This is a genomic window from Aeromicrobium sp. Leaf245, from assembly GCF_942548115.1.
Taxonomy (GTDB): Bacteria; Actinomycetota; Actinomycetes; order Propionibacteriales; family Nocardioidaceae; genus Aeromicrobium.
Genome location: NZ_OW824151.1, coordinates 582,110 through 599,878, shown reverse-complemented (window position 1 = coordinate 599,878; position 17,769 = coordinate 582,110). Strand labels below are relative to the sequence as shown.

General features: G+C 70.8%; 20 protein-coding genes. 6 read left to right on the top strand and 14 right to left on the bottom strand.

The window, feature by feature from the left end; all coding sequences use genetic code 11:
• Positions 1-3: 3 nt before the first annotated feature.
• The 5 genes from NBW76_RS02965 to NBW76_RS02945 all read right to left on the bottom strand — a co-directional run bounded on the left by NBW76_RS02965 (position 4) and on the right by NBW76_RS02945 (position 3,579).
• Positions 4-912, bottom strand: a complete 909-nt coding sequence (locus NBW76_RS02965; protein WP_055962731.1) for a pseudouridine-5'-phosphate glycosidase — start codon at positions 910-912, stop codon at positions 4-6.
• 18 nt (positions 913-930) lie between these two features.
• Positions 931-1,506 carry a dCTP deaminase gene (gene dcd, locus NBW76_RS02960; protein WP_055962728.1) on the bottom strand — a complete coding sequence of 192 codons (576 nt, stop codon included), beginning with the start codon at positions 1,504-1,506 and terminating at the stop codon, positions 931-933.
• 80 nt (positions 1,507-1,586) lie between these two features.
• A complete protein-coding gene (locus NBW76_RS02955) occupies positions 1,587-2,222 on the bottom strand; it encodes a class I SAM-dependent methyltransferase (RefSeq protein ID WP_055966121.1) in 636 nt (211 codons plus the stop codon).
• On the bottom strand, positions 2,219-2,914 hold the full coding sequence (locus tag NBW76_RS02950) for a DUF2064 domain-containing protein (protein WP_056556658.1): 696 nt from the start codon (positions 2,912-2,914) through the stop codon (positions 2,219-2,221). Before NBW76_RS02950 ends, NBW76_RS02955 begins: the two co-directional genes overlap by 4 nt.
• A complete protein-coding gene (locus NBW76_RS02945; protein WP_055962721.1) occupies positions 2,911-3,579 on the bottom strand; it encodes a glycosyltransferase family 2 protein in 669 nt (222 codons plus the stop codon). The genes NBW76_RS02950 and NBW76_RS02945 overlap by 4 nt, the downstream gene beginning before the upstream one ends.
• 119 nt (positions 3,580-3,698) lie before the next feature.
• On the opposite strand from NBW76_RS02945, the gene NBW76_RS02940 reads away from it, so the two are divergent.
• Positions 3,699-5,024, top strand: coding sequence for a hypothetical protein (locus NBW76_RS02940; RefSeq protein ID WP_235493068.1), 1,326 nt, complete (start codon positions 3,699-3,701; stop codon positions 5,022-5,024).
• Positions 5,025-5,114: 90 nt separating this feature from the next.
• Here the strand turns inward: NBW76_RS02940 and NBW76_RS02935 are convergent, their stop codons facing one another.
• On the bottom strand, positions 5,115-6,161 hold the full coding sequence (locus tag NBW76_RS02935) for an NAD-dependent epimerase/dehydratase family protein (RefSeq protein ID WP_056556661.1): 1,047 nt from the start codon (positions 6,159-6,161) through the stop codon (positions 5,115-5,117).
• Positions 6,158-6,949 carry an S-methyl-5'-thioadenosine phosphorylase gene (locus tag NBW76_RS02930; RefSeq protein ID WP_056556664.1) on the bottom strand — a complete coding sequence of 264 codons (792 nt, stop codon included), beginning with the start codon at positions 6,947-6,949 and terminating at the stop codon, positions 6,158-6,160. The genes NBW76_RS02935 and NBW76_RS02930 overlap by 4 nt, the downstream gene beginning before the upstream one ends.
• Positions 6,950-7,050: 101 nt before the next feature.
• Between NBW76_RS02930 and NBW76_RS02925 the strand changes: the two genes are divergently transcribed.
• A complete protein-coding gene (locus NBW76_RS02925; protein ID WP_056556667.1) occupies positions 7,051-7,416 on the top strand; it encodes a UBP-type zinc finger domain-containing protein in 366 nt (121 codons plus the stop codon).
• An 18-nt stretch (positions 7,417-7,434) separates the two neighbouring features.
• Here the strand turns inward: NBW76_RS02925 and NBW76_RS02920 are convergent, their stop codons facing one another.
• The 3 genes from NBW76_RS02920 to arsB form a co-directional block, all read right to left on the bottom strand.
• The gene (locus NBW76_RS02920) at positions 7,435-8,805 is read right to left on the bottom strand and encodes an NAD(P)-binding domain-containing protein (protein ID WP_056556669.1); all 1,371 of its coding nucleotides are present in this window, start codon (positions 8,803-8,805) and stop codon (positions 7,435-7,437) included.
• Between the two features lie 77 nt (positions 8,806-8,882).
• Positions 8,883-9,287 (bottom strand): arsenate reductase ArsC, encoded by a 405-nt coding sequence (locus NBW76_RS02915; protein ID WP_156364891.1) that lies wholly within the window; start codon positions 9,285-9,287, stop codon positions 8,883-8,885.
• Complete coding sequence (gene arsB, locus NBW76_RS02910; protein ID WP_056557232.1) at positions 9,284-10,354, bottom strand: ACR3 family arsenite efflux transporter; 1,071 nt, start codon at positions 10,352-10,354, stop codon at positions 9,284-9,286. Before arsB ends, NBW76_RS02915 begins: the two co-directional genes overlap by 4 nt.
• A gap of 206 nt (positions 10,355-10,560) precedes the next feature.
• Between arsB and NBW76_RS02905 the strand changes: the two genes are divergently transcribed.
• Positions 10,561-10,920: a helix-turn-helix transcriptional regulator gene (locus tag NBW76_RS02905; RefSeq protein WP_055962702.1), complete on the top strand. Its 360-nt coding sequence runs from the start codon at positions 10,561-10,563 to the stop codon at positions 10,918-10,920.
• A gap of 12 nt (positions 10,921-10,932) precedes the next feature.
• Positions 10,933-11,454 (top strand): GNAT family N-acetyltransferase, encoded by a 522-nt coding sequence (locus tag NBW76_RS02900; RefSeq protein ID WP_082482057.1) that lies wholly within the window; start codon positions 10,933-10,935, stop codon positions 11,452-11,454.
• A 237-nt stretch (positions 11,455-11,691) separates the two neighbouring features.
• Here NBW76_RS02900 and NBW76_RS02895 read toward each other — a convergent pair whose 3' ends face one another.
• The 3 genes from NBW76_RS02895 to NBW76_RS02885 all read right to left on the bottom strand — a co-directional run bounded on the left by NBW76_RS02895 (position 11,692) and on the right by NBW76_RS02885 (position 15,447).
• On the bottom strand, positions 11,692-12,063 hold the full coding sequence (locus NBW76_RS02895) for a hypothetical protein (protein WP_156364892.1): 372 nt from the start codon (positions 12,061-12,063) through the stop codon (positions 11,692-11,694).
• On the bottom strand, positions 12,050-12,562 hold the full coding sequence (locus NBW76_RS02890; RefSeq protein WP_156364893.1) for a hypothetical protein: 513 nt from the start codon (positions 12,560-12,562) through the stop codon (positions 12,050-12,052). The genes NBW76_RS02895 and NBW76_RS02890 overlap by 14 nt, the downstream gene beginning before the upstream one ends.
• 458 nt (positions 12,563-13,020) lie before the next feature.
• A complete protein-coding gene (locus NBW76_RS02885; RefSeq protein ID WP_082482058.1) occupies positions 13,021-15,447 on the bottom strand; it encodes a DUF262 domain-containing protein in 2,427 nt (808 codons plus the stop codon).
• A gap of 117 nt (positions 15,448-15,564) precedes the next feature.
• Between NBW76_RS02885 and NBW76_RS02880 the strand changes: the two genes are divergently transcribed.
• Positions 15,565-16,593 carry an EcsC family protein gene (locus NBW76_RS02880; protein ID WP_056556678.1) on the top strand — a complete coding sequence of 343 codons (1,029 nt, stop codon included), beginning with the start codon at positions 15,565-15,567 and terminating at the stop codon, positions 16,591-16,593.
• Positions 16,594-16,666: 73 nt separating this feature from the next.
• Here NBW76_RS02880 and NBW76_RS02875 read toward each other — a convergent pair whose 3' ends face one another.
• Entirely contained in the window at positions 16,667-17,023 is a 357-nt protein-coding gene (locus tag NBW76_RS02875) for a hypothetical protein (RefSeq protein ID WP_156364894.1), read from the bottom strand.
• A 230-nt stretch (positions 17,024-17,253) separates the two neighbouring features.
• On the opposite strand from NBW76_RS02875, the gene NBW76_RS02870 reads away from it, so the two are divergent.
• A complete protein-coding gene (locus NBW76_RS02870; RefSeq protein WP_056556686.1) occupies positions 17,254-17,694 on the top strand; it encodes a hypothetical protein in 441 nt (146 codons plus the stop codon).
• The last annotated feature ends 75 nt before the right edge of the window (positions 17,695-17,769 follow it).

Sequence of the window (17,769 nt, the reverse complement as noted above, 5' to 3'; positions counted from 1 at the left end):
CGGCTACAGCGCGGCCCAGGCCGACGCGATGTCGGCCGCCACCCTGATGTTGTTCTCGACGATCCGCAGGTTCACGGACAGGCTCTCCCCGTCGGTGAGCTCGACGATGGTCGAGAGCAGGAAGGGGGTGACCTCCTTGCCCTCGATGCCCTTCTCCTCGCAGCGGCGCAACGCCTCGGCGAGCACCCGGTCGTGCAGGTCGGGGTCGAGCTGCTCGTCGACGGGGAGCGGGTTGGCCACGACGATCGCGCTGCACAGCTCCAGCTGCTCGCGCGACTCCATGACCGCGGCGACGGCGCCGCCGTCGGGCACCGTCCAGTCCAGCGGCTCGCCGGACGACCGCAGCCAGAAGCTCGGGAACTCCTGCGTGCCGTAGCCGAGCACCGTGATGCCGAGGGACTCCATGCGCTCCAGCGTCGCGCCGATGTCGAGGACCGACTTCACGCCCGCGGAGACGACCGTGATCGGCACCTCCGAGAGCGCCTTCAGGTCGTTGGACTCGTCGAAGGTGCTGCCCGCTCCTCGGTGCACCCCTCCCAGGCCGCCGGTGGCGAAGACCCGGATGCCCGCGTGGTCGGCGATGAACGACGTGGCCGCCACCGTCGTGGCACCGCTGCCACCGCGAGCCAGCACCACGGGCAGGTCGCGCATGCTCAGCTTGGCGACGTCCTCGGACGCGACCCGCTCCAGCTCGGCGTCGGTCAGCCCGGCCTTCAGCTGGCCGTCGAGCACCGCGATCGTGGCCGGGACCACGCCGCGATCGCGCAGCATCTGCTCGAAGTGCCGCGCGGCCACGAGGTTGTCGGGGCGGGGCAGGCCGTGGGAGATGATCGTCGACTCCAGGGCCACGACCGGACGCCCGGCCGACAGTGCCTCGGAGACCTCGGTGCTGATCGAGAGGGGTAGGGACATGGGGGATCGCCCTCGGCTCTAGATGCGTGTCTGGTGGAAGTTGGCGTGGGACCGCGACGCCGTCGGTCCGCGCTGCCCCTGGTAGCGGGACCCGTACTTGGCCGATCCGTACGGGTTCTCGGCCGCCGAGGACAGCCGGAAGAAGCAGAGCTGGCCGATCTTCATGCCCGGGTAGAGCTTGATCGGCAGCGTGGCGACGTTGGCCAGCTCGAGCGTCACGTGGCCCGAGAAGCCGGGGTCGATGAAGCCCGCCGTGGAGTGGGTCAGCAGGCCGAGCCGACCGAGCGACGACTTGCCCTCGAGGCGGGCCGCGACGTCGTCGGGCAGCGTCACGAGCTCGTAGGTGGACCCGAGGACGAACTCGCCCGGGTGCAGCACGAACGTCTCGTCGCCCTCGACCTCGACGGGGCGCGTGAGGTCGGACTGGTCGGCTGCCGGGTCGATGTGCGGGTACTTGTGGTTGTCGAACACCCGGAAGAACTTGTCGAGCCGCACGTCGATGCTCGACGGCTGGATCATCGAGCGCTCGAGCGGGTCCAGACCCACGCGTCCCGCATCGATCTCGGCCAGGATGTCGCGGTCGCTCAGCAGCACGGCAGCAACGTAACCCATCGCGGGAGCGCGAGCGACCAAGGCGCCCGGTCCCGGACGGGGCGGGGCGACGAGCGGCGTCGTCAGGACGCGAGGGGTCGTTGGAGCTCGGCGACCCAGCGGCCGTCGGCAGACAGCGTGCGGGTGTGCTGCAGGTGCGCCCGCTGGGCGAGCCAGGGGACCGCGTCCAGACCGACCACGGCCCACGGGAACGGCTCTCCGAGGGTGCCGTCGACGCGCAGGCGGCGCGACTCCTGCAGGATCGCCCCGTGCTCCTCGACCTCGACCAGCACGGTGCCGCCCGGCACGACGAGCTCTCCGACGCGGCGCAGCAGACGGTCGGGACGGCCGCCGATGCCGATGTTGCCGTCGGCCAGCAGCGCGTGCTGCCAGCCGCCCTCCCCGGGCAGCCGCTCGAACAGGTCGCGCCGCAGCACGAGGGAGCCCCGGGCGCGGGCCAGCCCGATCGCCGAGCGCGAGCTGTCGACCCCGAGCGCGTCGAGGCCCCGCGCCAGCAACGCCTGCACGAGCCGACCCGGACCGCAGCCCAGGTCGAGCGTGGGTCCGACGCACGGGTCCACGAACAGCGTCAGGTCGGCAGCGTCGGCGTCGGCGGCCCAGCGGTGGACCGCCAGACGCTCCTCGGCGCCGTGGTCGTCGACGAAGTGCGAGTCACCGGACGTGAAGACCGGGTCGAACAGCGAGTCGTCGAGCGTCATGCCACCGCCTCCGCGCATCGGGCGACGGCCGCGGCGAACCGCGAGCCGGGCACGTCGGCGGCGACGCGCTGGGCGTCGGGCCACTCGTCGACGTCGAGCAGGGGGCGGAGCAGGTGCACGTCGCCGCCCAGCGCCTCGACCGTCCGGGTGCCCGTGTCGCCGCGCGACATCGGCACCGCACGCAGCGCGTCGGCGTGCGTGGGATCAGGCAGCCCGAGGAGCCACCAGCCACCGTCCTCGGCCGGGCCCAGCACCTGCGTGCCGTCGCGGACGAGCTCGCCCGCTGTGACCAGGTCGTCGGAGGTGACCTGGGGGGTGTCCATGCCGATCTGCACGGTGCCCCACGCGGGACCGGACGCCGACAGCACGCCGCCGGCGTCGACGTGGGCGTGCGCCAGGCGGGCACCGAAGTCGTCGCCGCGCTGGGGCACCACGGTCACCCGGGCCAGTGCGTCCTGGACGGCACGCGACCGTGCGGCCTGCTCGAGGTCGCCGGTCATCGCGACCACGACCGGCCAGCCGGTCACGTCGTGGGCGGACGAGACGGCGTCGAGGGTGTCGAGCAGTGCGGCGGCGGCCACGTCGGCGGCCCGCTGCGGGCCGGCCACGCGACCGAGCCGCGTCTTGGCCAGACCCGGCACGGGCGCCTTGGCCACGACGAGCAGCACGGGGACGATCGTTCCGCTGTTCATCGCAGCACCTTCGCGAAGTCCTGCACCACGCGCGCGGTGCCCTTGACGGAGCCCGAGACCTTCGAGCGGGTCCCGGCGGCGCGCGGGCGGTAGTCGATGTCGAGCTCACGGACGGTCCAGCCGGCGCGCGAGGCCTTGACCATCAGCTCGAGCGGGTACCCGAAGCGTCGGTCGCGCACGTCGAGGTCGAGCAGGTCCTGGCGGCGGCACACCCGCATGGGCGCGAGGTCGTGGATGCCGAAGCCACTGGATCGGCGGATCCACGTGGCCAGGGCCAGCGTGCCGGCACGGGCGTGCCACGGCCACACGCCGCGGGCGACGGGCCGACGTCGGCCCACCGCCATCGTCACGCCGCCGTCACGCACGGCGTCGAGCATGGGGAGCAGGTCGACGAGCCGCATGGAGTCGTCGCCGTCGATCACGCCGACGTACTCGGCGGTGGCGGCCTCGATGCCCGCGTGGACAGCGGCCCCGTACCCGGGTCGGGGCTCGTGCACGACGCGCGCGCCGAGCTCGCGAGCCACGTCGGCGGTTCCGTCGGTCGAGCCGTTGTCGACCACGATCGGGCGGAGCCCGGCGGGGAGGTCACGCAGCACGAGGGGCAGCGCCGCGGCCTCGTCACGGCACGGGATCACGACGTCGCACGCCCCGAGGTGATCCTGCATCCCCCGAACCTAAGCCGCGCAGGGCCCGCTCGCACGTCAAGGGGTCCTGCGACAGGCGCTCGACCACGTTCCCCCGGGACGGCCATGCGTCCCCTGGGTTCGCCGGATAGCGTGGCGCCATGCTGGCCCGCCCCCGCACGGCCGTGCTCTCGGCACTGGTCGGCCTCGTGCTGGTGATCGCCGCGATGGCGGTCCCGGCCGTCCTCTCCGACGACGTGCGCGTGCACTGGCCCCCGCTCCACGCCTTCTGGGGCCCGCGGTTCGATCCCGTCCTCCTGGTCGCCGTCGCGACGGCCGTGCTGCTCTGGTCGGCGCTGCCCCGGGCGTGCCGCGATCTCCCGTGGCGCGTCGTCGTGGTGCTCGCGACCGTCTCGTCGTGGCTCTGGACGTGCGCGCTCGGGCTCAGCGACGGGCGCTACGGCTTCAGCCGCGTATACGGACGCAAGAGCGAGTACCTGCACGACGCGACGGAGGTCCGCGACGTCCCCGCCGCGCTGCACGACTTCGTCGAGCGCATCCCGTCGGCCGCGGTCGACAACTGGCACACGCACGTGGCCGGTCATCCTCCGGGAGCGCTGCTGTCGTTCGTCGCGCTCGACCGCGTCGGGATCGACGACCCCTTCTGGGTCGCCATGGTCGTCGTGACGATCGGCGCCACGTCGGTGGCGGCGGTGCTGCTGACCCTCGACCTGCTCGGCAGCCGCGACCTGGCCAGGCGCGCTGCTCCCTGGCTCGCCCTGGCGCCGCTGGTCGTGTGGGCGGGGGTCAGCGCCGACTACTACTTCGCCGCGGTGGCGGCCTGGGGCCTGTACCTGCTCGCCCGGGCCGCGGTCGCGGTCGGACCCCGGTCGTGGGCGCTCGGCGTCGGGGCGGGGCTGCTGCTCGGGTGGTGCGTGTTCCTGTCGTACGGGCTCGTGCTGCTCGGCATCCTCGCCCTGGCCGTCCTCTGGCTGGCGCACGGCCGCGACGCTGAGCGACCGGGTGCGGGCTGGCGGGTGCTGCCGTGGGCCGTCGGCGGGGCCCTGGTGGTGACGGCGACCTTCTCGGCGTACGGGTTCCACTGGTGGGAGGCCTACCCGGTGCTGCGCGAGCGCTACTACGAGGGCATCGCGTCCGAGCGCGCCTACGGCTACTGGGTCTGGGCCAACATCGCGGCCTGGACCTTCACCGCAGGTCTCGCCGTGTGGGCCGCGTTCCCTGCCGCCGCCGACGCCGCTCGCCGTCGCGTCCCGCTCGCCGTGCTGGCCGGCGCGGGCGTGGCCACGATCGTCGCGGCCACCCTGTCGGGCATGAGCAAGGCCGAGGTCGAGCGCATCTGGCTGCCGTTCACGATCTGGGTCGTCGCGATCCCCGCCCTCCTGCCGGACCGCTGGCAGCGCCCTCTCCTCGCCTCCCAGCTCGTCCTCGGCCTCCTCGCCCAGACCCTGCTCATCACCCGCTGGTGACGGCCGAGCCGGCCCTCGTCTCGGACCGTTGCGGGGCGGTTCGGAGCCCGCGGACGCCCCGCAGGTGTCCGAATCGGGGGGCGTAGACCCTCAGCGGCGACGGAGCGGGTCGGTGGCCAGGCGGGCGATGCCGTCCTCGGGCGCGATCTCGGCGCGGAAGCCGAGACCCTCGGCGGCCTTGTCGGGCGAGGCGAGCACGTGCCGGACGTCGAAGACCCGCGCGTCGCCCGTCACCTCCGGCTCGGGTCCGTCGACGGCGCGCGACAGCACCTGCGCCATCTCGCCGATCGTGAACGGTCGCCCCGACGCCACGTTGTAGGCCGTCACGCCCACCGGGTGCTGCGCCACCTGCTCCACGGCCAGCGCGTTGGCCAGCGCCACGTCGTCGACGTGCACGAAGTCGCGCACCTGGGCGCCGTCCTCGAAGACGCGCGGCGCCTCGCCCCGCTCGAGCGCCGACCGGAAGATCGCGGCCACGCCCGAGTAGGGGGTGTCCGCGGGCATCCCCGGCCCGTACACGTTGTGGTACCGCAGGGCGACGGCGTGACCGGACTGCAGCGTGCACCACGCGTCGGCGAAGTACTCCTGCGCGATCTTGGACGCCGCGTACGACGTGCGCGGTCGGATGGGCGCGTCCTCGGTGACCCGGCGCCACGTCACGTCACCACCGCACACGGGGCAGCGCGGGTCGAAGCGGCCGGCCGCCAGGTCGTCCTCGCGGCGCACCGCGGGCGGCACGTCGCCGTGGTCGGGGCAGTCGTAGCGACCGTCGCCGTAGACGACCATCGACGAGGCGAGCACGAGGTCCTGGACCCCTGCGCGGGCCATGGCGGCGAGCAGGCGTGCCGTGCCGAGGTCGTTGTGCTCGGCGTAGCCGGGCAGGTCCTGGGCGTCCACGCCGTTGCCGACCATGGCCGCCTGGTGGCACACGACGTCGACGTCGGCCAGGACGTCGTCGAGGTCGTCGGTGCGCAGGTCGAGCAGGTGCACGTCGGCGGGCGCGTCGTCCCGGGCGTTCGGTCCGTGCGCCATCGGCAGGTACGCGTCGAGCGCGACGACGTCGTGGCCGCGCTCGTCCAGCCGCAGCGCGATCCGCGACCCGATGAACCCGGCCGCACCGGTCAGCAGGACCTTCACGGCAGCTCGAAGGGCAGGGTCATGCCGTCCACGGCCGATGCACAGGCGCAGTCACGCTCGCCGATCGAGCCGACGACCCCGGCCAGCGTCGACTTGAGGGTGTCGGTGTGCTCCCGGAACACCTGGAACACCGCCTCCATGCTCACGGAGTCGCTGGCGTCGACCCCGGCGTCGTGGTCGGTGACCAGTGCCACGGTGGCGTAGCAGAGCGCCAGCTCGCGAGCCAGGATCGCCTCGGGGTGGCCGGTCATGTTGATGACGGCCCAGCCGTTCTCGGCGTACCAGCGCGACTCGGCGCGCGTGGAGAACCGCGGGCCCTCGATGACGACCATGGCGCCGCCGTCGGTCGGGTCGTGGTCGGCGAGACCCTCGAGCAGGTGGCCACGCAGGCGGTCGCAGTAGGGGTCGGCGAAGGAGACGTGCACCGCGCCGGTGTCGTAGTACGTCTGGGTGCGCGCGGTCGTGCGGTCGACCAGCTGGTCGGGGACCACGAAGCTGCCCGGACCCAGCTCGGGTCGCAGACCGCCCACGGCGCAGGGGGCGAGCACCTGGCGGACGCCCAGCGAACGCAGCGCCCAGAGGTTCGCTCGGTACGGGACCTGGTGGGCGGGGAAGCGGTGGTCGGCACCGTGCCGCGGCAGGAAGGCGACCGTCCGGTCCCCCACCTGGCCGACCGAGATCGGCGCCGACGGCGCGCCGTAGGGGGTGTCGACCTCGACCTGCTCGGGGTCGTCGAGGAAGGTGTAGAAGCCGGAACCGCCGATGACGGCGACGTCGGGTGTGGTCATGACCCCACCCTCCCAGCGCGCGGCGGCGCACGCACGCGGTGGGGTCGAGGAGGGGTCGTCGGACCCTCGCGGGTCGCGCCGGACCGGACTACCGTGGCGACATGTCAGAGACTCCCGGCCCCGAGAACTCGTCGATCGACGTCACGGTCAAGCCCTCGGGCGCGGGGTGCGTGGAGTGCCTCGCGGAGCCCGACGGGTGGTGGGTGCACCTGCGGCGCTGCGCGCAGTGCGGCCACGTGGGCTGCTGCGACAGCTCCCCCGCCCAGCACGCCACGGCGCACTTCCGCGAGTCCGGGCACCCGATCGTGCAGAGCTTCGAGCCCGGTGAGGACTGGTTCTGGGACTACGCCTCCGAGACCGCCGCGAGAGGTCCCCGGCTGGCCGACCCGCAGTCGCACCCGGGCGACCAGACCGCACCCGGTCCGGCCGACCGCGTGCCCGACGACTGGCGCGACCGGATCCACTGACCCCGGCGGGCTGTCGTCTCAGCGCGTCCCGACGCCGCCGATGCTCAGCACCTCGACCGCAGGTGCTCCGCAGCACCCGCCGTCCGTGGCCGTCTCGTCGTCGAACGTGCCCGCGCCCCCGCACACCCCGGTGTCCGGGAGCGTCAGCTCGACGCGCGCCGCCGCCTCGTGGTCGCCGGCGAGGGCCGCCGCGACCGACCGGGTCTGCTCGAAGCCGGTGAGCGCGAGGAACGACGTGGCGCGTCCGTAGGACTTCATGCCGACCGGGTAGTACCCGACCTCGGGCTGGGCCAGCTCGGCCACGCCGTGCGGGTAGACGGTGCCGCACGAGTGCTCGTTGGGGTCGATGAGCGGGGCGAGGGCGCGCGGTGCCTGCAGCACGGGGTCGAGGTCGAGGCGCAGCTCGTCGGTCCACCCGAGGTCGGGGCGGAACCCGGTGAGGGCGAGGACCTCGTCGACCCCCTCGACGACCTGACCGTCGAACGAGACGAGGTCGAGGCGGTCGTCGTCGCGTCGCCGGACCTCGGCGGTGCGGAAGCCGGTGCGGGTCGTGACGGGGCCACGGTCGACGGCGGCCCGGGCCAGCTGCCCGAGGGCGCCGCGCTGGGGCAGCTCGTCCTGGCCCGACCCGGCGAAGGCCGCACCCACGCGGCTGCGGCGCACGAGCCAGGTGATTGTCGTGCCGGGCTCGCTCTCGGCCAGTGCCGTGAGCGCCAGCAGGGCGCCCTTCGCGGAGGCTCCGGTACCGGCGACCACCACGTGCCTCCCGGCGAACCGGGAGCGCTGGACCGCCTGGTCGAGGTCGGGCACCCGGTAGCCGATGCGGTCGGCGCTCTCGCGCTCGCCGAGAGCGACCACGCCGTCGCCGCCCAGTGGGTTCGGCGTGCCCCAGGTCCCCGTGGCGTCGACGACGGCTCGGGCCGCCAGGTGCTCGGTGCCGGCGGAGGTGCGCAGGTGGAGGGTGAACGCCGACCGGTCCCGGCCCGAGCTGACGAGGCGGTCGCGACCGTGGCGGGCGACGGCCGTGACCCGGGTCCCGTAGCGCACGGCCGGAGCGAGCACCTCGGCCAGCGGGCGGAGGTAGTCGTCCACCCAGCGGGCGCCCGTCGGGTAGCGGTCGGGATGCGGCGGCTCCCAGCCCTGCTCGAGCAGGAGCTCCCGGGCGACCGGGTCGACCAGCTCGCGCCAGGGCGAGAACAGCCGCACGTGGCCCCACTCGGCGACCGCGGCCCCGGGGCCCTCGCCGGCCTCGAGCACGAGGTGCGCCACGCCACGACTCCTGAGGTGCGCCGCGGCGGCCAGGCCGATGGGCCCCGCTCCCACGACGACGACGGGCAGGTCGGCCGGGCCGGGGCTGATCGACGTGGCACTGGACGACGTGGGGCTCATGCGGACTCCTCGGTCAGGACATCGACGACTATCGATGTGTTGAGCCTAGCCCTCCATCGATGGATGTCAATGGATGGTCAGGAGAGCGAGGCGATCAGCGTCTCGACCCGGCCGCGGATCTCGTCGCGGATGGGTCGCACGGCGTCGATGCCCTGGCCGGCGGGGTCCTCGAGCACCCAGTCCTCGTAGCGCTTGCCCGGGAAGTAGGGGCACTCGTCGCCGCAGCCCATCGTGATGACGACGTCGGAGGCCTCGACGGCCGAGTCGGTCAGCTTCTTCGGCTGCTCGCCCGCGATGTCGATGCCGACCTCGGCCATAGCCTGCACGGCCACCGGGTTGATCGCGTCGCCGGGCATGGAGCCGGCCGACAGCACGTCGATGCGGTCACCGGCGAGATGGTTCAGGAAGCCGGCAGCCATCTGGGAGCGTCCGGCGTTGTGCACGCAGACGAACAGGACGCTGGGACGGGCGGAAGGGTTCACGAGGTCTCCTGGGTGGCGAAGAAGCGGCGCGCCCAGAGGGCGACGTAGACGAGGCCGACGAGCACCGGGACCTCGATGAGGGGACCGACGACACCGGCGAGGGCCTGGCCCGACGTGACCCCGAAGGTGCCGATGGCCACGGCGATCGCGAGCTCGAAGTTGTTGCCGGCTGCAGTGAAGGCGAGGGTCGCGGTCTTGGCGTAGCCGAGGCGCAGCGCGTGGCCCAGCACCATGCCGAGGGCGAAGGTGATCGCGAAGTACGCCAGCAGCGGCAGGGCGATGCGCACGACGTCGAGCGGACGGCTCGTGATGGCGTCGCCCTGGAGGGCGAACAGCACGACGATCGTGAACAGCAGGCCGTAGAGCGCCCAGGGGCCGATCCGCGGCAGGAAGGTCGACTCGTACCAGTCGCGGCCCTTCGTCCGTTCGCCGATCGTGCGGGTGGCCCAGCCCGCGACGAGCGGGATGCCGAGGAAGACGAGCACGCTGACGGTGATCGACCAGATGGAGAACTCCGCCGACGTGGTCTCGAGGCCGAGCCATCCCGGCAGCGTCTGCAGGTAGAACCAGCCGAGGGCGGCGAAGGCGAACACCTGGAAGACGGAGTTGACCGCGACCAGCACGGCCGCCGCCTCGCGGTCGCCGCAGGCCAGGTCGTTCCAGATCAGCACCATCGCGATGCACCGGGCGAGGCCGACGATGATGAGGCCCGTCCGGAACTCGGGCAGGTCGGGGAGCATCAGCCACGCGAGGGCGAACATGAGGGCCGGGCCGACGAGCCAGTTGAGGACGAGGGAGGCCAGCAGGAGCCGCTTGTCGCCGGTCACGCGCGACGTCTCGTCGTAGCGGACCTTCGCCAGCACCGGGTACATCATCACGAGCAGGCCGATCGCGATTGGCAGCGAGACCGAGCCGATCGAGACCGACTCGAGGGCCTCGTCGAGACCGTCGATCGTGCGGCCGAGCACCAGGCCGACGACCATCGCCAGGACGATCCACACCGGCAGGAAGCGGTCGAGCCTCGACAGCCTCGCGATCACGTCCTCGTCGGTCGACGCGTTCTCCATCGCCGTGCGGTCCACTCGTTGCTCCTCGGGTCGCCGTCCGACGCAGGCGAACTGCATCGACGTCGGTCTATGTACAGCTCACCGTAGCGGTCGATCCGCGGCCTTGTCAGGCTCGGGGCGGACCACGGCGGTGAACATCGGGTGAACGCGCCCGGGGGTCCGCTCGGGCCGGCCCGGGGTCACCGTGACTGGGGCATACTCGCCTCATGGCCCAGACCGTCCCCGCGCCGCCGAGCGGCTGTGGAACGCCGCTGACGTCGGCACCCATCGAGCGTGACGAGGCCGTCGAGCTGGCCCGCACGTTCAAGGCGCTCGGCGACCCGACGCGGGTGCGACTGCTGTCGCTCGTGGCCGCGCACGAGGGCGGCGAGGCCTGCGTCTGCGACATCACCGAGCCGGTCGGGCTGAGCCAGCCCACCGTCTCGCACCACCTCAAGGTGCTGGTGGAGGCGGGCCTGCTGGCGCGCGAGCAGCGCGGCACGTGGGCCTACTACTCGCTCGTGCCGGGTGCGCTCGCGCGCGTGGCCGGCGTGCTCGCCGACGCCGACGTCGACGCGACCGTCTGACCCGCTTCCCCCGTGCAGCGCTCGGAGATCACGCTGGTCCCCCTGACGGAGCGCCACTGGCCGCAGGTCGAGAGGATCTACGCCGAGGGCATCGCCGCGGGCAGCGCGACGTTCGAGACCGAGCCGCCGTCGTGGCGGGACTTCGACGCCTCCCGCCTGCCCGGCCATCGGCACGTGGCCCTGCGCGGCGACGGTGACGTGGTGGGTTGGGTCGCCTGCTCCCCCGTCTCCACCCGCGCCGTCTACGCCGGCGTGGTGGAGCACTCGGTGTACGTCGCCGCGTCGGCGCGGGGCCTCGGCGTCGGCGGCCTGCTGCTCGGCGCCCTCGTCACCTCGACCGAGGTGGCCGGCATCTGGACCATCCAGTCCAACGTGTTCCCCGAGAACGAGGCGAGCCTCCGGCTGCACGCCGCCCACGGCTTCCGCGTCGTCGGCACCCGCGAACGCATCGGCCGGGCTACGGTCGGCCCCCACGCGGGACGGTGGCGCGACACGGTGCTGGTCGAGCGGCGGAGCGGCCTGGTCGCCGGCTGACTGTTCGACAGGGATCGCTGCGTGATGCCGATGACGGGCTCCCTCGAGAGGCGCCTTCGGCGCGGAGGGGGGCCCAACTCGATTCCCGTCAACGGGCGAGGCGCCTTCGGCGCAGAGAGGGGTTTTCGCACTTTGACACTAGGGCCTGGAACCACGGGCAGAACGCGGATCTATTCGCGAAGCGTTAAAGCCGCTTGCACCCATCAGGGAAAAATTCAGCACCCCTGCACCCCACGCTCAGTCGCAGTCCTCGCACCCGATGTTGGCCAGTACCGGCATGCCGTGCACCGGGCACGCCGCCGGCTCCCTCCTGGCCGGCTTCTTCGACCCAGCTCGGTGCTTGATGGTGGAAAGGTCGATGCCCTCCCAGTTCGGGTCGGCCAGGACCTCGGGCCCGAGCCCACGGGCGAACGTGATGTAGCCGGGGTGGAGCGACATGACCTTCTTGCCCGCGGCGTTCTCGCAGCCGATGTAGCCACCACTGTCCGGCCGGTAGTACGTCACCGTCTCGAGCCGATCCAGGTGCTCCTCGATGATCTGCCGGTCGGCGTAGGACCACTCCGGGTTCCACGCCACAGCCTGTGCGCGGGTCCGCTCACGCCTGGGCATGGCGCACCTCGCTCCACCGACTGGCGGTCTCGGTGGTCGCCATCCAGGAGACCTCACCCGGGTGGTTGGGCATGCTCTTGGCGCTGAGCGGCCAGGACAGGTCGCCGTCCGCCTCCCGCGGAACGTCGGCGAAGTGCGCCTTCAGGTGCCGGCTGATCTTGCGGGGCGCGTCTCGCCACTCGGTGATGCTCATGCCGGACAGCTCGGCGACCTTCGACGTAGGCAGGTAGGTGCCGGGCTGGTCGCAGCACACGTCCAACGCCTTGGCCCACCGCTGACCGGTTGCGGTCGAGCTCGACGCGAGACGAGCGAGCTGCTCGACGCTCCACGGCTCGGTCGCATCGGTGCCGGGGGAGTCCGTCGACGTGGGACGGGCCTCGGCGATCTCGTAGACGTTCTCGAGCCCGCTGCCGTCGCGCCCTGCCTCCAACTCGGCGAGCAGTGCGGTGACCTTCTCGAGGTCCTCCAACCGCACCAGAACCGGAATCCACTGGGTCATCTTCATCATCCTCCGTAGGTTTGGATCGCGTAAACACACAGTAGCCCCTTTGTGGTCCATTGTCTACCCGACTGCCTGGACTACTATGGAAGGCGGTCTGGGTGCCAGCGGACGGCGACACGAGCAGCACGGCAACCACTGCCCACGGTCATTACCGTGAGCGGTGGTTATTGCTGCGGAGAGTGTTCAGGCAGCTTGGCCGTCTGACCCGCGTCCGTCGCAGCGGATCTCGTCATCTTCGGCGCTGGCGCGCTTCGCCAGCTCTCGAGAATCCGAATGGTGCCGGTTCGAGTCGAGCGAACTGTCGCAGGAGCCTCAAGAGGTCGAGCGGCTAACGACGAAGCCCGAGCCGACAGCACCTGATACGACACGAACTACAAATGGCAACGGACCGGCGAAGTCGCGGTCCGTGGTCTTGGAAGCGAGAGAGTTGTTCTGCCAAGGCTTGGAACCGATTGCTATTCGCTGATCAGCGCGACCAAGTCGTCATTGGCCAGCTCCCTCGTGGGGTCCGCTCGGTCTTCGATGAAGGCGAGCCCCTCGCCGAGGAGAAGATCCTTCGGGTCGCGCTGGTCGTTGGGGTCGCTCCAAGTGAACGCGGGCGCCACGCGTCCGTGCTTGGCGAGGATGCGGTGAGCATTGGTGCACTGCAGACATTTGGTGATGTGTCCGCCCAGCGGCTGCGCGGCTGTTCCGACTGCGTCGGCCAGGCTTCCGTAGGTGGTCCAGCTGCCGGCCGGCAACGCTTCCAAGATGGCGTGCAGGGCAGTCCAGTCGAATCGACCCTCTTGGGTCGTCGTGTCGCCTCGGAACTCGGCGCGGACGTCGGAGAGCTTCCGTCCGTCGTCGAGACGCCAGAAGAACCATCCGTTCACCGCCCTGCCGAGGACTTCCTTGCCGGCGCCCGACGGGGTCTCGAACCTTCGGCCCTTCACCTCGAGTGTTCCGTCTGGGACCACGACGGCCGTGTGGAGTTCGTGCTCGCTAGGACGGGGGGTAAGCACGGTGCCGGGCTGGAGCAGACCGGCACGAACGAGGTCCTTGATCTCCACTCCCTCTTGCGTCTTGGCCTGGGGGTCAACGATGTCGCCCTCGTGTCCGGCGGGCACCGGCCACACCTGGAGCAGGATGTCGACGACGCTCTCCGTTCGGAGGTCGATCTGATCCTCATCCCAGTCGTCCCCACCGACCTCGGCCAGGAGTCGACTGTTCATGAGCAGGGTGTCGTGCTGCGCCAGCGCTGCCCTCTTGGTGGGCCATGCGCCGTTGGAGACCTTGGAGTTCAGCGAGGAGGTCAGGAGCGTGAGGTTGCCGAGGCGATGGACGTGGTTGCCGCGTTCCTGCTCGGCCTCCAGGCTCTCGACGGCCCAGTTGTCGGACCACTTCTGCGGCAGGATGTGCTCGATCGGGTATCCGCGGCGAGGGACACGTGGCTGGTTCGTCGTTGCCCGATGGTGGTCCTCGACGGCCTCGAGCAGCATCCGGAGCCGGCCGCGCTTGAAACGTCGGTAGGTCTGTTCGGTGCGAAGGGCGACCCTGATCTCCTCATCCCCTGGCCAGTAGGTGCTGGAGACGTTCAGTCGGGTCAGGTGGGCGCGGACGCGGTCGGCCAGCTCGCTCGCTGGCGCGTCTCGGTGTACGCGGATCACGTCCGCCACGATGCGGCCGAGGTCGCTCGTGGTGAGACGCAGGAGTTGACGGCGGACCAGCCAGCTTTCGGCCGAGGAGACCACGTCGTCGATGACGTGGGGCGGGATGGCGCGTCCGGGCTCGTGCAACCAGATGAGCAGGGGCTTGAGCAGCTCCACCTCCGAGGACTTCATCCGGTAGATCGACAGCTCGACGCGGGTGAGCTGCTTGTCGGGATCTTCGGCGGCACGCGTCCAGGCCTCGTAGAGGGCTGCTTGTTCCTTGAGGATGGGAAGCAGGTCCGTGACCTTGCGGCCGCTCTCGCGCTCGACGTAGTGCTTGAAGCGGGTGAATGTCGACTTCGGGCTGATCTCCTCGCCCACCCGCGATGCCAACCACTGGTTGAAGAACAAGGAGCTGCGGCTGATGGCGTAGCGCCCAACGCTGACTTCGCCCTCCCAGAACTTCGTGTCGAAGGACCACTGCTCGGCGTACACCTTCTTGGTGTCCGCGCCCTCGGCAGCGAGCTTCTGGAAGACGAAGTTCTTGATGAGGTCGGCTGCGGTCAGAGGCGTGCCTCGGGCGTTGAGGGTTTCGAAGATCTCCTGGGAGTTCTCGTTGACGCCGAGGTTGATGGCCACCAGCTGGAGCCCGCGGGTCAGGACGTCGACCAGCGTGCTGGCCCGAAGCACGAACTCGGGTTCGGCGGCATCACCCAGCCACTCCTGGACCGCGCTGGCGAAGTACTCGTGGGCCCGTGCGATGAGTGACCCGGCGTGACGCAGCTCGGGGTGCACGACCGGCGGGTCGGCCTGCATCACCTCGTCGAACGCGGCCTGGTCACGGTTGGTGTGACGGATCTTGAGCCGTACACCTTCGGTCACGTAGATGGCCTGGTTGTGAGTGAGCACGTCGAGCTGTGCGGCGAGGGCTTGGCTTCCGGAGGCGTCGAGGACGGCGGCGGCGGCATCCATGAGCAGCTGCAGTGTGGTCAGCCGCTGCTGGCCGTCGATGATGTTGTGCGCCTGCAGTGCTCCAGCCACAGGCTCCTGGGCCTGGATGACCACCGCACCGAGGAAGTGGGTCGGGGTGGAGTAGCGGTCCGCGAGCCGGGATTCCGTCAGGCGGCGGACGTCTTGCCAGAGGGGCGCCCACTGCTCTTCCTTGTCCCACACGTACGGGCGCTGGAACGGTGGTACGACCAGGTGCTGGGGCTGCAGGAAGATGTCTTGCGGCGTCCTGACGTGGGTGTCCATGACGCCATCCTGCCTTGCCACTAGGACACCGTCGGACGATGAGAGCGCTCGAACCTCGCTGCGGACCTGGCCCGTGGGACCATCGGCGGGAGCCGGACTCGGGACGAAGGGGGCAGGGTGGACATCGGACAGATGACCTCGTACGACCAGGCGGCTTGGCGGGAGTCCATGAAGATCCTGCATGCTCCGCCGCGTCAGATCATTCCTGCCGCCATCAGGGGACGCACTGCGGCCACGACTGCGCTCGTAAGCCGCAAGGCGAGCGAGCTTCCTGGAGCAGATGGAGTCAAGGAGACGGTCGACGCCGTGTTCCACGGAACGCTCAACGTGACCTTCCTGCCGGCGCTGCAGAGTGCCAGTGCAACGAGAACGGTGGCCAAGTACGCGAAGCGGCACCCGGAGGTCCGGAGCCTCGAAGACGTCCAAGGTCTGCCGCTGAGGACCCGAGACCAGATGGTGCCGGCGAAGGCCGGCTACACCCTCGCGTCGGCCGGCCAAGGTGGTGCCACCGCGATCGCGGTGACCGGCGCCGAAGTCGCCACGACCGTGAGCGGAGGCGTCGCGGGAGGCGTCGTGATCGCGGCCGTGGCCGCCGACGCCGTGTCCTCGCTCGCCATGATGGGCCGAACGGTCGGAGTGATCGCCAGTCGGTACGGCTACGACCCGCGTATCCCTGAGGAAGAGCTCTTCGCCATGGGCGTCCTCTCGGTCGGGCTGGCCGGCACCGTGGGAGCCAAGACACAAGCCCTCGCCAGCCTCTCGCGTCTCTCCCAGCGCATGATGCGTCGAGCCACGTGGAAGGAGCTCCAGTCGCACGTTCTGGTGAAGGTCACCGACAAGGTCTACCGCCAGCTCGGTCTGCGGCTCACCCACCGCAAGCTCGCGCAGACCATCCCGGTCGTAGGCGTGGCCATCAACGCTTCGCTGAGCGCCCAGATCACCGAAGCCACCTTCCGCCGAGCGCAGGCCGTCTATCGTCTCCGGGCTCTGAGCGAGACCTACGGGATCGATCCAACGGAATGGATGAAAGCCCCCGCACCCCACGGTGCGGCTGCGCCCGTCGACGACAGCAACACTGTTGATGTCCTGGAAGTCCTTGAGGCTGAGCTGGTCGAGGAGAGCGAGACCGGGCGCCACGACGTCTGACGACTGAGTTCGACGGCTCACGAACAGAACGGGTGGGGTGAGCTTCTGCTCACCCCACCCGCGATTACGTGTCTCAGGCCGCGTACGGCGGCTCCAGGTTGATCTGCGCCTCGGCCGCGATGGCCTCGCAGAGGCTGCAGCCGAACGTCAGCATGCCCACAGGGTGCTCGTAGGAGCACTCCTCCAGCGCCCAGAGGGCGAACTGCTGCTCGTAGACGACCGGGAACTCGTCCTGGATCGTCTGCTCGAGCTGGAGCTGCAATGCCCACAGCGCTGCGGCGTCCTCGAGTGCGTGCGACCGGTGCTCGGCCGTCGCGATGGCGATGCTGCGCCGCGTCATCAGCAGGGTGTCCCTGCGTCGGCGGGCCTTCGCGTCGCTCAACCTGACGACCCCGGCGAGGCCGTCCCGACTCTCCTTGTTTGTGATCATCTGTGCCCTCCAGGGGCGTGAGGCGCTGTCCCGGACCTGGATGTCCCGGACCGTGCGCGGAGTGCCGGAGCACTCGTGCACGCACCGTGGGAGCGACTTCTTGGTCCACAACATCGCCCGTGCGCGATTGGCGCCCGCGGGTCGTCGGCCAACGGTCAGGGAACGAAAGCCGCGATGACGTGCCGGCCAACCCGGCCGGTGTGTAGCGGCACAACCGAAAGGGACACCCCATGACCAACCGACACATCCTCTTCGTCTACCCGGACCACTCCGGGTCCCGCGTCCTCGCCTTCGTGAGCCACTTCAGGTGGCACGCGGCCATCGCGTCGACCATGGACCTGGCTGCCGTGGCTGAAACGGCACGCGCCGTGCACTGCGAGAGGGAGATCGGCGAGGCCGGGAAGATGTTGCGAGTTCTCGCGCCCGGCCACACCAAGGTTCTCGTCCGGCTGTGGAGGTCGCCGGTCCTGGGTGACGACAACACACCCTCGCTCGTTCTGGAGGCACCGGACGACTGCGCCGACGAGTGGCGCGACCTCACCAAGCACCTGTTCGGGCTGAGGCTCACCGTCATCACCACACCGCTCGACGGGTCCGGTGCCGAGACGACCTACCGCTACTGGGAGGGCAAGCGTCGCCTCATCAGTTATGCCAACAGAGCGGCCGCCTGATCCAGCAGCACAGTGCGCTCCCACCCCGTCGGGTGGGAGCACACTGTCGTACGAGGCGGCGGTCCACGAGGCCAA

Excerpts from the sequence above, each read along its gene's own strand:
- NBW76_RS02965 (WP_055962731.1), bottom strand. The coding sequence starts at position 912 with ATGTCCCTACCCCTCTCGATCAGCACCGAGGTCTCCGAGGCACTGTCG.
- NBW76_RS02955 (WP_055966121.1), bottom strand. The coding sequence starts at position 2,222 with ATGACGCTCGACGACTCGCTGTTCGACCCGGTCTTCACGTCCGGTGAC.
- NBW76_RS02950 (WP_056556658.1), bottom strand. The coding sequence starts at position 2,914 with ATGAACAGCGGAACGATCGTCCCCGTGCTGCTCGTCGTGGCCAAGGCG.
- NBW76_RS02945 (WP_055962721.1), bottom strand. The coding sequence starts at position 3,579 with ATGCAGGATCACCTCGGGGCGTGCGACGTCGTGATCCCGTGCCGTGAC.
- NBW76_RS02940 (WP_235493068.1), top strand. The coding sequence starts at position 3,699 with ATGCTGGCCCGCCCCCGCACGGCCGTGCTCTCGGCACTGGTCGGCCTC.
- NBW76_RS02930 (WP_056556664.1), bottom strand. The coding sequence starts at position 6,949 with ATGACCACACCCGACGTCGCCGTCATCGGCGGTTCCGGCTTCTACACC.
- NBW76_RS02925 (WP_056556667.1), top strand. The coding sequence starts at position 7,051 with ATGTCAGAGACTCCCGGCCCCGAGAACTCGTCGATCGACGTCACGGTC.
- NBW76_RS02920 (WP_056556669.1), bottom strand. The coding sequence starts at position 8,805 with ATGAGCCCCACGTCGTCCAGTGCCACGTCGATCAGCCCCGGCCCGGCC.
- arsB (WP_056557232.1), bottom strand. The coding sequence starts at position 10,354 with ATGGAGAACGCGTCGACCGACGAGGACGTGATCGCGAGGCTGTCGAGG.
- NBW76_RS02905 (WP_055962702.1), top strand. The coding sequence starts at position 10,561 with ATGGCCCAGACCGTCCCCGCGCCGCCGAGCGGCTGTGGAACGCCGCTG.
- NBW76_RS02895 (WP_156364892.1), bottom strand. The coding sequence starts at position 12,063 with ATGCCCAGGCGTGAGCGGACCCGCGCACAGGCTGTGGCGTGGAACCCG.
- NBW76_RS02890 (WP_156364893.1), bottom strand. The coding sequence starts at position 12,562 with ATGACCCAGTGGATTCCGGTTCTGGTGCGGTTGGAGGACCTCGAGAAG.
- NBW76_RS02885 (WP_082482058.1), bottom strand. The coding sequence starts at position 15,447 with ATGGACACCCACGTCAGGACGCCGCAAGACATCTTCCTGCAGCCCCAG.
- NBW76_RS02875 (WP_156364894.1), bottom strand. The coding sequence starts at position 17,023 with ATGATCACAAACAAGGAGAGTCGGGACGGCCTCGCCGGGGTCGTCAGG.
- NBW76_RS02870 (WP_056556686.1), top strand. The coding sequence starts at position 17,254 with ATGACCAACCGACACATCCTCTTCGTCTACCCGGACCACTCCGGGTCC.